We start from the raw sequence: 15,362 nt of genomic DNA on the forward strand, positions 1-15,362 counted from the left end.
GCGCAGTTGCGGGTTGCGCCGACGCATCTTGCACGGCAAGCTGCCTCGAAGCACTCCAGCGATCGCACGTGGCCGCTCCAATGAGGCTGTTCTGGATCTTCAGGTTCTGGCGTTCCTTCTCAGCCGCTGGCCTGCTGATCGGAACACTCTTCTTGGCGGCCTCGCTCACCCCTACGCTGCTTCCACGCACGTTTGTGACGCAAGGCATTCTATCGGGATGTTCTTTCGCGGCCGGATATGGGCTTGGCGTGTTCGGGCGCTGGCTGGCCGACTACCTGGAGTTGCCCAAGCCCACCGGCCGCATCTTGCGGGCCATCAAACTCGTCGCTGCGGCCACCTGCATCCTGGTTGCCGTGGCGTTTCTCTGGCAGGCTTCGGAATGGCAAAATTCGATCCGGCAGCTCATGAGGCTCGAGCCGGTAGACACTGCGCACCCCCTGAAGGTCGGTCTGATCGCGTTGCTGACCTTCGTGCTCTTGATCCTCTTGGCGCGATTGTTTCAGGTCACGTTCCTGTTCATCTCGCGAATGCTTGGCCGGATCGTGCCGATACGCGTGTCATACGTGATCGGCATTGCCGCTGCAGCTGCGTTATTCTGGACAGTGGTCAACGGCGTTTTCTTCAGGGTTGCGGTCCATGCCGCGGATTCGTCGTTCCAGGCATTCGATGAACTGATCGAGCCCGAGACCCAACAGCCTGCCGACCCCAGCAAGACCGGAAGCGATACCTCGCTGATCGAGTGGGATGAGCTAGGAAGGGCGGGACGGGAGTTCATCGCGACCGGGCCGACGAGCAAGGATTTAGGCTCGTTCCTGGGGATGGATGCGCGTGAGCCGATCCGCGTCTATGTCGGATTGCGGTCTGCGGAGACAGCCGAGGAGCGCGCAAAGCTCGCCCTCGAGGAGCTCAAGCGCGTCGGCGGATTCGATCGCTCGGTGCTGATCGTAGTGATGCCGACAGGTACCGGTTGGATAGACCCTGCTGCAATGGACACCGTCGAATATCTCCACGGCGGCGACGTCGCGAGCGTCGCCATGCAGTATTCGTATCTCACAAGCTGGCTGTCTCTCCTGGTCGAGCCCGGCTATGGCGCCGAGGCCGCTCGTACCCTGTTTGCGGAAATCTACGCGCATTGGACCACGCTTCCCAAGGAAAGGCGCCCAAGGCTCTACCTGCATGGGCTGAGCCTTGGCGCCTTGAGCTCCGAGCAATCCGCCGAGTTGTTCGAAGTGATCGGCGACCCGTATCAGGGGGCACTTTGGAGCGGCCCGCCATTTCCGAGCAGGATCTGGCGTTCCGTCACCGACGACCGCGAGCGAGGATCGCCGGCCTGGCTGCCACGCTTCAGGGACGGGTCGTATGTGCGGTTCACGAGCCAGGAGAACGGCCTGGCGATCCCGGACGCACATTGGGGACCGATGCGGATCGTCTATCTTCAATATGCGAGCGACCCGGTGACGTTCTTCGACTACCGCTCCCTGTACCGACAGCCGGAATGGATGGCGGGGCCGCGCGGTTCCGACGTGTCTCCCGAGCTCAAATGGTATCCGGTGGTGACGCTTCTCCAGCTCACCGTCGACATGGCGATGGCCACAACGGCCCCGATGGGGTACGGGCATGTCTATGCGCCGGAGCATTACATCGATGCCTGGATCGAAGTGACTGACGTTCGGGGATGGACCGCGGAGCAGATCAACCGGCTGAAGCTGGAATTTTTGCGACGGCGGTGAAGGGAGCGGCTGGCGAAGGCCAAGCGCCTGGACGTATGCCGTTCACGACCATTCCGGGCGCGCCTGAGCTGCGCCTCCAACTGGCCGAAGACGTTGGCCGCGGCGGCAGCCGCCTGCTTCTCGTCGTTCCCGACCTGCACCGTCGGCTGGGCGAAATTGATGCCGTTCGCCGCGAAGGCCTGCGGATCATGGTGTAGGCGCGCGGCCTGACGACGGACTGGTGGCCGGGTCTGGCCATGAATGCGAAGCTCAATTCCATACCACCTCTTCTGCCACAGCGCAGGGTTTTGCCGATCGACTCGAAAATAACCCGGCTTTTGATCCATTTCTCTCAGTCGCCCACGACCTGCCAGGTATCGTCCGGATTGAAGCGGTCGATGTATTTGACGATCTGCTCGGTGGCTGGCCCGAGATCCGCCTCGTAGACGACGCCGTGCTGGTTGACGGCGAAGGTTTTTGCGCCTGTCTCGCCATATTTGGCCGGCCAGGCGATAAGGCCGAAGCCGGCGATCATGTTGCCGTTGATGACGTAGTCGTAGGCGCCGCCGGCGATCTGATCGCCCTGGCCGGTCAGGATCTTGTATTTGTAGCCGAAATAGCCTTCGCCCTTGGCCGCGTCCTGAAGTTCGGCCTGATCGATATTGCCACCGGCCGGGCTCTCGCCGTTGATGTCGTCGGTCGGCCAGTAGAGGCCGTCGGTCGCGCCCTCCGAGCTTATCAGTTTCTGCGCAAACTCCTCGACGCCATCCTCGTCGCGGTCCTGCGACGCATAGTCCTCCTGCGCGTCGACATAGGTGCGCATCGTCTCGATCGCGGTGAGCTCGTTCTCGCCGACATACCGGTTCACGATCTCTTCGAGCCCGGCATAGGTGTCGAAAGCCCACTTGCCGTCCTCGCCCTTGACGATCGGAAAAGGCAGCGGCCACAGCTTGTCGCCGATCTGCAGCGTGCGGCGGTCGCCCTCGCCATCGAGGACAAGCTGCTTGGCCACACCCTCCTTGATCGCCGCCAGCGTCTCGTCTGCGTTCTCGTCGGCCTTCAGCTTTTCCGCATCGAGGCCGAGTAGGGCCGCAACCGCACCGTTGCCGGCGTCGTTGAGCGCCTGCTTGAATGCTTCGACCGCTGCCTCGGGCGTATCGAAGACAGGCGGCTCGGCGGCGGCCGCAAAGGCGGTGATCTCCGGCGCATCCGGCGCATCCTGTGCAGCGGCTGGCTGCGAGACGGCGATGCTGGCTGCAAGCGCCACGGCGCAGACAGTGCGGAGAACGATCGTATGCAAAAGTCCCGTGTGACGGGTGGTGCTGAACATCTGTGTCATGGTCCTGTCCTCCCGTACCGTTAACGCCGGCGTCCGCCGCCGCCGCGTTTGATCTGCTTGTGGCTGCCGCCACGGCTGCCGCCACCCATCGACTTGTGGCCACGGTTGGAGCTGACCTTGGTCGCCTTGCCGCGATCGACGTTGCCAAGCCCCGACGGTTTCTTCGGCCGGTTGTCGACCCTTGCCGCAGGTTTTGGCTTGCCAGCCGGACGGTTCACCTTGGCCGGATTCGCCGCCGGGCGGTTGGCGGTAGGCCTGGCCGCAGGTTTCTGGATGTTGGCGGGCTTGGCGGGGCGGGTCACGTTGGCGGGCTTGGCCTTCAGCCCGTCGAGCGTGCTCTTGCGCACGTCTCTCGTTCCCGCCGTCTTGCCCGGCGCCCTGTTGGCGAGGCTGTCGTTCTTCTTGATGTCGCGGGCGCGGTCGCGGATGGCGTTGTCGCCATTCTTCTCGATCCTGTTCTTGATGTTGTTCTGGTCGAACTTGTTCAACTGATCGCGGTCGATCTTGATCTTGCTGCGATCGACATTCTTCCAGTCGACGTCGTTGATGTTGATATTGCCGTTGAAGTCGCGGTTGTTGAAACAGTTGTTGCAGTCGATATCGATGTCGTTGCCGTTCCAGCCTCCACCCCATACCCCCCAGTCGTCCCAGTCGACGGCGGCGGCCCAGATGGCGCCCGTCACCGCCCCGGCGAAGAAGGTCGCGCCCGGATACACATAATAGGGGTAAGGATCGGGATAATAGCGGATCGGTTCCCACACGTAACCCGGCTCATAAAACATCTGCGGCGGATATTGCGGGACGTAGATCACTTCGGAGCTCGCCGACTTGATGACGACATTGTCGTTCTCCTTGACCACCTGGATCTTGTCGTCGGTCTTGATCACGCCCTTGGCGACCGCCTCGTCGCGCAGCTGCTGGATGGCAACCAGCACGTCCTTCTGCTGGTAGGCGATGGCGTCGCCGAGCGTCTGCGTCCATTCGAGGTCGTCGCTCATCATCTTGACGATGTCCGGATAGTTGAGCAGCGACACGACGGAGCCGTCCCAGCTGTCCTTGGGTGTCAGGCTCTTGTCTTTCTCGTAGCGGTCTAGGAAGCGCGCCGCCTCGACGATCTGCAGCGGATAAAGCGCAGCCGCCGTGATCACCGCGATCAGTTCGTCCGGATAGAGCGCAATGCGCGCAACCAGGACCTCCATCTCGTCGGCGCTCAGCGGCCCCGGCGAGGCCGCCGCATCGCCGGATGCGTCAGCCGCCGCGACCTGTTCTTGTGCAAGGACAGGGTACGCCGAACCAGGCCCGGCAAGCAGCAGCGCCAGCGCCGCTGCACCGACCTTCAACATCTCATTGCCCGTCATGCGTTGATCCTCCCTGTCTGTCTCTGTCTCGGCAAGCCTTACGCCGTTCGGTCCGAAGCCTTCGTCGTGATTGAACTGGAGAGGAACACCGATCAGCGAGGCGATCGGATTGGAAAGCTTCTTGGCAAGATCCTGGCTGTCGTCTTGGGCCAGTGCGTCCGCGAAAGGCAACCCCAAGAGAGCAACGACAGTGGCAAGAAAGGCCTTCAACTCATCTCCTCCTGGCCGGCAGAAAGGCTTTGAGGGCCGGCACCAACGAGGACGCCTGTCCGCAGGCTGAAACGATGCGCCAATAGGCCCAGCTGCACCAGCGACTCTATGTAATTTACGTCGAACGCGAGCAGCCAAATGCGGGCGACCGCGCAGTTGGCGGTGAGCGGAAAACTGCACCTCGCCAGCGCCAATTCTGGATCCAATGCTCGACATATCGCGCCGATAAGAGATGTCCCGCAGAATACGCGGAGCGTCGAGAAGGCTGGTTCGAAGCATCGTGAAGAGAGATGGAGCCGGCGCGATTGCGCCGAAACGAGCCGCTTCAGAGATTCGGCCGACGACCGAGTCCGGCGCCACAACTCTACAACCTCAAGAGCCAGGCCTCTACTTTCCCTTTGCCCTTGACTTCTATAGCGCCGCGCGGCTCGAAAACGAACTGGTCCTTAAGCCGCTCGTAGACGGCCCGCGTCACCTGAACCGCGTCGGGAATGCTACCTGATTCCATGCGGCTCGCGAGATTCACCGTGTCACCCCACAGGTCGTAGATGTACTTGCTCTTGCCGATGACGCCGGCCACCACCGGCCCGCTGTTGACGCCAACCCTAAGCTTCATCGGGACGTTGTGCTCCATGGCGTGCTCGCGGGTAATGTGGACCATGCGGATGGCCATGCGCACCATGCGCTCGGCGTGGTTGGCGACCGGCACGGGCAGACCGCACACCGCCATATAGGCATCGCCCACAGTCTTGATCTTCTCGATGCCGAGATCGTTGGCCGCGGCATCGAAGCGCGTGAACAGCCCGTTGAGAAACGTCACGACCTCCTGCGGCGGCATCTCCGATGTGAGAGCGGTGAACCCGACAAGATCGGCGAAGGCCACCGTGACCTCCGCGAAGCCGTCGGCGATCCTCTCTTCGCCTCCGCGCAGCCGATTGGCGATCGGCGCCGGCAGGACGTTCAGTAGCAGCTCCTCATTCTCGCGGTTCTTGTTCTCGATGACGACATTCTTTTCGCGCAGATCCTCGACCATGCCGTTGAAAGCTGCGCACAGCTGGCCGATTTCGTCGCGCGTGCGCACTGGCACGCTGGCGCGATAGTCGCCGGCAGCGAAGCGTTTTACTCCGGCAGTGAGCTCGCGCAGCGGTCCGAGCAGCGCGCGCGACAGCCACGCGGCGGTGGCGGCCACCACCAGCAGGGCCAGTCCCCCTACAAGCAGCAGATCCTGGCGGAGCCGGGCGATCGGCGCGAAGGCCTCGGCGCTGTCGACCTTGGCGACGAGGGCCCAGGTGACGCCGGGAATCGCCAGCGGCCCCCACGAAGCGAGCGTCGGGACGCCACGGTATCCGATGATCTCGCCGGTGCCCTCGACACCGGCCAGTGCCGCCTGAGTGGCCTTGGTGTCGATGCGCTGATGCAACACTGGCGTCCCGTAACGCTGAATTGCGTCGAGCTCCTCGTCGTCGGGGCCAACGGACTTTAGTTCGGCGAAGTAGGTCTCCCGGTTCTCGTAGAACGCCCGCGGGCCGGAGCGAACCAGATAATCGGGCCCCACGAGATAGGCCTCACCCGTTTCGCCGAACCCCTCCTGCCGCCAGCGGCGACCGCCGGTGACAACGTCGTCGATCTCCTCGTTCGACAATTGCGCGATCAGCACGCCGATGACGATCCCTTGGTCGATCACCGGTGCTCCCATGAAGGCAACCGGCGCGCCGCCAGAGGGCGCATAAGGAGCGAAATCCTCGAGACAGACGGCCGATCGGTCGGCGCTCTCCGCGCAGCGGGCGACGACGGCGGCGGCGTTGGAGCGGCGGTACGGACCGAACTGGAGGGACGTGGTGAAGTCGACCTCCTTCTGGACGGTGTAGATCAGGCGACCGGATTTGGAATCGGCGATCATGAAATCGAAAAAGCCGACGGTCGTAGCCGCGGCGCGCATCAATGGATGATAAACGGCGTGCAGCCTGCTGTAGTCGCTCCTGTCGCCGGCGTCGTCCAGAAGCTTGCGCCGCTCCGCCGGGTTCGGATTTTCCACAATGTAGTGATGCTGCAGATGGTAGGGGGCGCCACCGACCGGCAGGTAGTCCGACAGGGGTGGTTCCCTGCCCAGGATACCCGTCATCTGGGGGATAAAGTTCGCGGCGTACCAGTCGCCGACCTTCTTCTGCAGTTCGGGCGGCACGCCCGCCCGGTCAAGTTGGTCGACTGCAATCCGGAACTCGCGCGTCGCATCGACCACCATCTTGGAGGTGGCGAGCAGGCGCAGATCGGCCTGTATCGTACGGAAGTAGGTTTCAACCTGGCGCGTCTTGGTCTGGCGGGCGGCCGTGAGCTGGTCGAAGACTGCCTTTTCGAGAGCATTCTGTGCGCGGAAGTAACCGAGCACCCCAGTCACTAGCACCGCGATAGCGCCGAGCAGGACGAGGGTTGTAAACAGCTTCGCCGCCAAGCCCCAGCGCGCGGGTCGAAACGATCCAGCCGCCTTCATAGAAGACATCAGTTAACCCGCTAACCCGCCGCGGCAGAAACGACATCTGCAGCGCGAACAGGGAATGTGAGCATGGCGCTGCAAGCACAATAAAGAACAAGGCGCTTCATGTCAGATCGCATTGGAGACCTCTTCTGCCAAAGCACAGCGTTTTGCCGATCGACTCGAAAATAATCCGGTTTTCGATACATTGATATTAGCGTTGGCAGATGGAACGCGGTTTTCCTCAATCGGCCACCACTTCCCAGGTGTCGCCGGGATTGAAGCGGTCGATATGTTTTACGATCGCCTCGGTAGCCGGGCCGAGATCGGTCTCGTGCCGGGCGTTTTTAGCAGTATTTGTCACGTTCTGCGTGCAATGCAGCGGAAACCTAAATGGCACGTCGACGTGTCGATCGGCTGCGCCATCCGCGCGGCCGGGCGGTAGCGCCGGCAATAGTTGGGCGCGCAAAGATGCGATCCGCCTTTCATCACCTTGCGCGGGATTCTGATCTGCGGCTGCCGTGGATCGAGGCTGTCGTCCCGTTTGGCACCGCGGGGGTTGTCAACCGTGCAGCACGGGCTGTCGATCTTGCCGTGTTCCTGGTACCAATCCGTGGTCCACTGCCAGACATTGCCAGCCATGTCGTAGAGGCCGTAGCCATTGGCGGCAAAGGAGGCGACGGGTGACGTCCCCTCGTAGCCGTCCTCGCAGAAATTCTGCCATGGGAACTCACCTTGCCAGGTATTGGCCATGTGTCGGCCATCGGGTGCCATTTCATCGCCCCAGACAAATTCGGCCGCGTCGAGCCCGCCCCGCGCCGCGAATTCCCACTCGGCCTCGGTGGGCAATTCCTTGCCCGCCCACGATGCGTAGGCTTCGGCATCCTCAAAGTTCACATGCACGACCGGATGGTCGGCCAGCCGCTTGATCGAACTCGCCGGCCCGCGCGGATGGCGCCAATTGGCGCCGCGCACGTAGACCCACCAATTGTAGTGATCGCGAAGATCGACACGCTGTTTGGCCTTGCTGAACACCACGGACGATGGCGCCAGCATGTCCGGCTTCGCTCCGGGATAATCGTCGGGATTTACGGGACGTTCGGCCGAGGTGACGTAACCAGTTGCATCGACGAAGCGGGCAAACTCGCGGTTGGTGACGGTGCAGGCGTCCATCCAGAAGCCGCCCACTGTCACCCTATGCGCCGGCGCCTCCTCGGGATAGTGCTTGTCCGATCCCATGAGGAATGTACCGCCAGGAATCCAGACCATGTTCAGGAATGGCTCTTCGACCTGTGTAGATTGAGCCCGGCGTTCCACAAATTGACGCATCGTCTTGCTCCGACTCCTTACTTCTCGAAGGCGAACACCCGGTTCCAATCCTTCTTCATATCGACAACCGTCCAACCAGAATCGACTGCGGCGTCGAGACCCTTGTCCAGACGGCCGATGCTTGACTGCCGGTCATAGGCCCATTCGCGCTCCGCGTCTGTATGATGGACATACAGGCAGAAGCGCGGGGCTGGTCCGGCGCAGGTCCATTGCAGCATCTGCAGATCGCCGTCGGAATTGCCGAAGGCCGCGATCGGCCGCCGCCCAATATGCTTTTGGATGGCCACCGGCTTGCCCGCCTTGTCGTCAATGAAATCAACTTCCGGCAGCTTGTTGAGAACCATCTGGTCCCCTTTCAACTCGAATTTCATTTTGCCGCTGCTGCCGATTACCTGCTCGGGCGGAATGCCATAAACCTGCTCGCTGAATACTCGCACGAACTCGATGCCGCCGCCCGAGGCTATGAATGTCTTGAAACCGTTGGCGCGCAAATAGTCCAGCAGCTCCAACATCGGCTGGTAGATCATCTCCGTGTAGGGTTTGCCTGTCTTCGGATGCTTTGCGCTCGCAAACCAGTCGCGGACGATCTGTTCGAACTCGTCGGTCGTCATGCCGGAATGCGCGGCCATCACGATATCCAGCATCGCGTGTTCTCCGCCAGCTAGCGCCGCTTTCACATCGCCCTTCAACAGCGAGGCAAAGGGCTCCTGCGTGTTCCATTCGGGATGTTGGGGCGCGAGCGCCTTGACCCGGTCGAGCGCGAACAGAAGCTGAAAATACATGGGCTGTTCGCCCCACAGCGTCCCGTCATTGTCGAACACCGCGATGCGTTCGGGGACAGGCACGAAATCCGCCGACCCTTCCTTGGTCACGCTTTCGACGAACCGCACGATGGATTGCTTCGCCTCGCCTTCGTTCCATGACGCGAGTACTTCCGCGCCTTGCGCGGAAGGCGCAATCGCCATCAACAGAAAAAGGGGCAGCAAATAGCGCCTGGTGGCGCGAGCGAGAACGGTCATGGCTTGACACCTTTGCTTTCTGAAATTTGAGCGGGACGGTGTTCGAACAGCAGCGTCCAGAGCCTGCCTTCGCCGAGGGCGACATTCAGTTCCCTGGACGCCAAATAGGGGATCAATATCAGCAGCATGATCAGGCTTGTCGCCAGCGTCTGAGGCAGCTTGGCGCCTCCGAACTCAGCGAGCGAGGCGGCGACCGATCGCCCATGAATCAAACCGACGACGACTTCCTCGAGGACCGAGAGAACGAGAAGCAGGATCAGATAGAGCAAGGCCTTGTAGGCTATAACGTAGGCGATTCTGCCTCCTCCACGCCGGTCTCCCAAGCGGATCATCTGTCCGAGCATTATGAACTTCGCCAGGATCAGTGCCTTGATGGCCGCCAGACCTGATGGCAGATAGCTGATGCCCTCCTCGCCAAGGATCGCTGCCTTGTAGAGAATAAGCGCACCAAAGCAGACGAATAGATACAAGGACAGGAGCGCGTACTCGCGCAGTTCGTTCTTTGCCCGCTGAGCAATGGTCTCGGTCGAGGAATTGTTGTTCGCGACTGCCATTGATCTGCTTCCGAGTTAGCTTGGAGGCCGCGCCTGCCGATAGTGCGAGCGCGGCCTGTTCAGAGCGAAGACTCAGTTTCTGCCACCCTCCTGCAGTTTCGCCAGGACCTGGTCGAGCGCGAAGCTGCCGGGCCTCTGCCGCGGCGGGAACTCGACATAGGTCTGCAGGTGTTTGGCGACATAAGCCTGCGCCGGCACGAGCGCGAAGGCGTGCTCGACACGCCATCTGTCATATTCCCCAGCGTCCGTCTGCGCCCGTTCGAACGGGTCACCCTTGATGTCGAAGAGCTTCGGGAACCGCAGCGGAATCAGCGGATTCTCCCACACGGCAAGCCCCTCCTCGCGCTGCTCGAGGAAGACCATCTTCCAACGTTCGTAACGCAAGCCGGCGAGATTGCCGTCATCGGTCCAGTAGAAGTATTCGTGGCGCTTGCCTTCGCCTTCGCCGGCTAACACGTCGCGTTGGTTGTAGCCGTCCAGATGCACCTTGAACGTCTTGCCAGCAGCTTCGTATCCGTTCAACAGCTTGGCCGTCACGTCTGGTTCGCCTGCGGCGGCGACGAGCGTCGGCACGAAGTCTTCATGTGACGTTATGTGATTGATTTCGGTTCCGGGCTTGATGACGCCGGGCCAGCGCATCATGCACGGCACGCGGTAGCCACCTTCCCAGTTTGTGTTCTTCTCGCCTTTGAAGGGCGTGGTGCCGCCGTCCGGCCACGAGAAAACCTCCGCGCCGTTGTCGGTCGTCCAAAGGACGATGGTGTTGTCGGCGATGCCGAGGTCATCGAGCTTGCCCAGAAGCTCGCCAACCATGCCGTCCATCTCCACCATGGCGTCCGCATAGATGCCCAAGCCGGTCTTGCCCTTCGAAGCCTCCTTGAGAAACGTGTAGATGTGGGTCCGGGTCGAATTGAACCAGCAGAAGAACGGCTTCCCGTCGGCGTTCGAGCGGTCGATGAAGTTGAGCGCGCTGCCGAGGAACTCTTCGTCTACAGTTTCCATGCGCTTCTTCGTCAGCGGACCGGTGTCCTCGATCTCCTGTTTACCCACCCGCCCGAACCGCGGATCCTCGGTAGGATCGTCGGTTGCACTGGCCTTGCATTTCATCACGCCGCGTGGACCGAACTTGGCCTTGAACTCGGGGTTCTTCGGGTAGTCGGGATGCTCAGGCTCGTCCTCGGCATTGAGGTGATAGAGATTGCCGAAAAACTCATCGAAGCCGTGAACGGTGGGCAGATGCTCGTTGCGGTCGCCGAGATGGTTCTTGCCGAATTGCCCGGTAACATAGCCCTGCGGCTTGAGCAGTTCCGCAAGTGTCGGGTCCTTCTCCGACAGCCCTTCCTTGGCACCCGGCAGGCCTACCTTCAGCAGGCCGGTGCGGAAGCAGGATTGGCCGGTAATGAATGCGGCGCGCCCGGCTGTGCAGGACTGCTGGGCGTAGTGGTCGGTGAAGATCGCGCCCTCTTTGGCGATCCGATCGATGTTCGGCGTGCGATAGCCCATCATGCCCCGGTTGTAGGCGCTGAGGTTCCAATAACCGACGTCATCGCCGAAAATGACGAGGATGTTGGGTTTTGCACCGGCTGCTTGAGCTTTCGCGCTCGTGGCTATTCCGGATGCGACAGCTGAAATGGCGAGCACAGATCCTCCGGTCAGCAAAATGTCGCGCCGGTTCGGTTGTCGGTCTGGATTCGCCTGCTTGTCACTCATCTGACGTCCTCCTTTGATTGTACCGCTTTTCCAAAATGAGCCGGGTTTTCGGTTCCTTGGCGAGAAAAACATGCTCCGCGTTCTGTCGACGAGACGAACTCGTGGCAGGACGCTTCAACCATGCCTTCGACAAAATCGTCCTTCGTGAGGTTTGCCTATTGCCGCTCGGGGCGGAAGGTAATTAACGGTAACCTACGGACGGAATCCGCTCGGTTGCATCGAAAGCGGGCTATCCAGGATACGGCTAGCTCGATGGGACAAATGGCAGTAGGGAGATCCAATTCCCGGCGCCGATATACCGCGCAATGGCCTTGGGTCGGATCGGGAAGACATTGCGGGTTCTTTGAGGACCGCTGCCACAAGCGTGTCAATCCTCGGCCATCGGCGGATACAGCTTCACCAAGCAACAGTCTGACTGCGTAACTTACATACCGATACTGGCACCATCAAAAAGACTATGCGCATTCTAGCGCATAAGGGATGGCGCTATGGCAGCAAACGGCAAAACTCCTGGCAGGGAGCAGTGATATTCGGCGGCAAGCGACGCCTGCCAAATGCCGAATTTGCGATCCGCAAATGAGGCATTCCGCGACAGTAGGGTGTGGACGGTCGACACCGACGTCTCCTTCAGTGAAGCGACGGCGCAGTCTGGGTGGATGCCACGGCCGGTCCTCGCGGAAACTATTCGGTCAGGCCCGAGGTCTATTCTGGCCGGTGGGGCTCGTCGGCGCCGGCGAAGCCGACATCGACTGGATGTCGCCGTGGCGATCGGCTATCGTTTCAGCGATCGCGTCTCATCGGTCATCGGGTACCGGGCATTGGGCGTCGACTACAGCAACGACGACGGTTTCCTCGATGTCGCAGCAAGGTCCGATTCTGGGACTCGTTGTCCGGTTTTAGTGGCACAAGGAGTCCGATGGATTTTGACTTCGCCCTTAGCTTGCAGCCACTCTGCCCGGAGACGTAGCATGCAGCCAGAACAGTTGCCCATAAAAGGGCGAGGAGCCAATATGTGCAGCTGCGGCATTCAAAACTCGAGGCACTCATGAATTACAAGCTACGGCTCGGGTTCTTGCCAGTTATCGTCGTGCTCTTGCTAGCGCTCTTGCAGGGAACTTCGCTAGCTCAACAGCCCTCCCCAGACCTTCCGCCCGAAAAGGCAAAGCAGTTCCTCGAGCTTTTGTCCGATCCGCAACTAAAGGCGTGGCTCGAGGGAAAGATTCCAGCGGCCACGGACGAGCCCGGCCTGTCCATTTCCGAGGACATCTTGAGCTTGGAGGCGGGTATTCGTGCCCGTATCGGTGCGCTCGGCGCCGCGATCCCGCGCCTGCCGGAAGAACTGTCGCGCGCCGCCAAAATTGTCTCGCGTGACGTGAACTCCGGCAGGCCAGGGCTGGTCATGGGCATCCTGGCGGTCTTGATCGCGGTCGGTTTCGGAGCCGAGTGGGCGGTGCGACGAGCGCTCGCCAGGACGAGGAGCGCGGTTGCTCAGGAAGACGCCGGACAAGCGATCCTCTTCGAGACTGTCGCCCTGCTGACTTTTGCGCTCGCCAGCGCCGGTTCGTTCTTGGCACTCGGATGGCCACCCCTGCTCCGCAGGATCATTCTGACCCTGCTTCTTGCGTTCATAGCGTTCCGTATCGTTCGCGCGGCAGCCCGATTGCTGTTTGCGTTCGGCGGTGCGACGAGCGCTCCCTCGGACAGGCCGACTCCGCTTTTCGAAAGCGAAGCTTCGACCCGTTTCTGGCGGTGGCGAGTCAGCCTTGTGGCCGGGTTCCTGTTGTTCGGCTGGGCGATTGCCAGCCTCATGCCTGGCCTGGGCTTCTCTCCCGAGGCTGCAGAGCTCGCCGCCTTCCTGTTCGGGCTTGGCATTCTGGCAACCGCAATCGACGTCGTCTGGCACCGGCCCGACGTGCGAGGTTCTCTGGTCAAGCAATCGTTTCTCACCTTGTTCCTGATCGTGCTCTGGGGGGCTTGGGTCGCCGGCCTGCTCGGCGTCCTGTGGCTTGGGATTTTCGCCCTGGTGCTGCCGACAGCCTTGCGCGGGGTCGGCGCCGCGGCACAGGCCTTCGCCGGCAGGTCGAAGCGCAGCGGCGCGATGGGCGTCGTATTCAACGTGCTCATTGTCAGGGGCGCCAGGGCGGCGGTCATTGCCGCGGCGGTCGCATGGCTCGCCTATATCTGGCGGCTCAGGGCCGCAACTTTCGCCGGCAGCGAGACCGGCGGCTTCCTGATAGCCGGGCTGCTCAACGGCATCATCATTTTGCTCATCGCCGACATGCTTTGGCAACTGTCGAAGGCATTGATCGAATATCGGATGAACCTCGCGCCGACGGATGGGAGCAGCGCCGATGAACTGGCTCGCAGCGGCCGGCTTCGCACGCTGTTGCCGATTTTTCGCAACGCCCTTGCCGTGTTCATAGTCGCCGTCACCATTCTGACCGTCCTCGCTGGGCTCGGCGTGCAGATTGCGCCGCTGATTGCGGGTGCCGGAATTTTCGGCGTCGCCATCGGCTTCGGCTCGCAGACCCTGGTCAAAGATGTGCTGAGCGGCGTCTTCTACATGATGGACGACGCCTTCCGGGTCGGTGAATACATCCAGAGCGGCAGCTACAAAGGCACGGTCGAATCCTTCAGCCTGCGTTCGGTGCGTCTGCGGCATCATCGCGGCCCCGTCTACACCGTCCCATTCGGTGAGCTCGGGGCGGTCCAGAACATGAGCAGGGATTGGGTGCTCGACAAGATGATGATCAACGTTACCTACGATTCCGACGTGGATCTGGCGCGCAAGCTCATCAAGAAGATCGGCCAGGAACTGGCAGCCGATCCTGAATTTGCGACCGACACGATCGAACCGCTCAAGATGCAGGGCATCGACAGTTTCGGGGACTATGCGATCGTTCTGAGGATGAAGTTGATGACGAAGCCCGGGACCCAATTCGGCATCAAGCGGCGCGCACTCATGATGATCAAGGCGGCATTCGCGGAAAACGGTATCAAGATCGCGGTTCCCACCGTTCATGTCGAGGGTGGCGGGGAGACTGCGGCGGCTGCTCATCAGGCAACCCAAACCCTGAAAAAGAGCAAGGCCCCCTTGGAGGCGGTGAGGGACACGCCATAGAGCTGCGCGGTCCTGTCCACGTCATCCGAACTCGGCCTGACCTCTCTGAGAAAGGCATCGATGTTGACCGTGTACGTGGCTCAGATTTCAGGACGTGGGATTGTCGCCTCGACGCGGCGAACGAAGACGAGGCTAGAGCGCGGCTGGCAGACAGGACAATTCGGCGGGACCTGATTGTGTTTCCAAAACCAAGATCGTCCCCTTTGGAACGGCGTCTCGCAGCTTGCCCCCGATCTATCGGAGCCCTTCAAGAGCAAAGGTATTGCCGATCTCGAGGACGGCACCCTTGTCATTCGGGCAAAGTTCACGGCGAAACCGGGCAAGCAATTCGCGATCTGCCGGGCGGCACTGAAGGCGGTTCACAACGCATTCCGAGAGAACGGAATTCGGGCCGTGCCAAAGCCGACCAAAGGGCAATGGCTATCGCGTGATGGTCGTTCGCCGGATGTCGGCTATCTCTCAGGACGGCCGCAATGGGTCAAACCGGACATCATGCCGTCGTCGATGGCGTCGAGGACTGAACGGTCCGCAGTGCGCTGGCCA

At 61.3% G+C, this 15,362-nt stretch carries 11 protein-coding genes and 1 pseudogene; 4 read left to right on the forward strand and 8 right to left on the reverse strand.

The annotated features are described in order from the left end of the window. The first annotated feature begins 80 nt into the window (after positions 1-80). Positions 81-1,730, forward strand: coding sequence for an alpha/beta hydrolase (locus AC0L2M_RS28845; protein WP_473536521.1), 1,650 nt, complete (start codon positions 81-83; stop codon positions 1,728-1,730). A gap of 35 nt (positions 1,731-1,765) precedes the next feature. Beyond that, positions 1,766-1,927: a hypothetical protein gene (locus tag AC0L2M_RS28850; protein ID WP_023801807.1), complete on the forward strand. Its 162-nt coding sequence runs from the start codon at positions 1,766-1,768 to the stop codon at positions 1,925-1,927. A gap of 134 nt (positions 1,928-2,061) precedes the next feature. On the opposite strand, the gene AC0L2M_RS28855 is transcribed toward AC0L2M_RS28850, so the two are convergent. The 8 genes from AC0L2M_RS28855 to AC0L2M_RS28890 form a co-directional block, all read right to left on the reverse strand. Next, entirely contained in the window at positions 2,062-3,048 is a 987-nt protein-coding gene (locus tag AC0L2M_RS28855) for a DUF2950 domain-containing protein (protein WP_473536522.1), read from the reverse strand. A gap of 20 nt (positions 3,049-3,068) precedes the next feature. After that, positions 3,069-4,406 carry a DUF3300 domain-containing protein gene (locus tag AC0L2M_RS28860; RefSeq protein ID WP_473536589.1) on the reverse strand — a complete coding sequence of 446 codons (1,338 nt, stop codon included), beginning with the start codon at positions 4,404-4,406 and terminating at the stop codon, positions 3,069-3,071. A gap of 574 nt (positions 4,407-4,980) precedes the next feature. Beyond that, complete coding sequence (locus AC0L2M_RS28865) at positions 4,981-7,113, reverse strand: adenylate/guanylate cyclase domain-containing protein (RefSeq protein ID WP_473536523.1); 2,133 nt, start codon at positions 7,111-7,113, stop codon at positions 4,981-4,983. A 217-nt stretch (positions 7,114-7,330) separates the two neighbouring features. Further along, the gene (locus AC0L2M_RS28870) at positions 7,331-7,450 is read right to left on the reverse strand and encodes a DUF2950 family protein (protein ID WP_287342612.1); all 120 of its coding nucleotides are present in this window, start codon (positions 7,448-7,450) and stop codon (positions 7,331-7,333) included. Continuing rightward, positions 7,447-8,415: a formylglycine-generating enzyme family protein gene (locus AC0L2M_RS28875; protein ID WP_473536524.1), complete on the reverse strand. Its 969-nt coding sequence runs from the start codon at positions 8,413-8,415 to the stop codon at positions 7,447-7,449. Before AC0L2M_RS28875 ends, AC0L2M_RS28870 begins: the two co-directional genes overlap by 4 nt. A 17-nt stretch (positions 8,416-8,432) precedes the next feature. Continuing rightward, on the reverse strand, positions 8,433-9,434 hold the full coding sequence (locus AC0L2M_RS28880) for an HAD family hydrolase (protein ID WP_287342608.1): 1,002 nt from the start codon (positions 9,432-9,434) through the stop codon (positions 8,433-8,435). Next, positions 9,431-9,988: a hypothetical protein gene (locus AC0L2M_RS28885; protein ID WP_287342606.1), complete on the reverse strand. Its 558-nt coding sequence runs from the start codon at positions 9,986-9,988 to the stop codon at positions 9,431-9,433. Before AC0L2M_RS28885 ends, AC0L2M_RS28880 begins: the two co-directional genes overlap by 4 nt. 72 nt (positions 9,989-10,060) lie before the next feature. Beyond that, positions 10,061-11,698 carry an arylsulfatase gene (locus AC0L2M_RS28890; RefSeq protein WP_287342604.1) on the reverse strand — a complete coding sequence of 546 codons (1,638 nt, stop codon included), beginning with the start codon at positions 11,696-11,698 and terminating at the stop codon, positions 10,061-10,063. Between the two features lie 596 nt (positions 11,699-12,294). On the opposite strand from AC0L2M_RS28890, the pseudogene AC0L2M_RS28895 reads away from it, so the two are divergent. Next, a pseudogene (locus AC0L2M_RS28895) lies at positions 12,295-12,598 on the forward strand (hypothetical protein); the annotation flags it as partial. 145 nt (positions 12,599-12,743) lie between these two features. Next, on the forward strand, positions 12,744-14,819 hold the full coding sequence (locus AC0L2M_RS28900) for a mechanosensitive ion channel family protein (protein ID WP_287174803.1): 2,076 nt from the start codon (positions 12,744-12,746) through the stop codon (positions 14,817-14,819). Positions 14,820-15,362: the final 543 nt, after the last annotated feature.

Source organism: Mesorhizobium sp. WSM4806, from assembly GCF_055811635.1.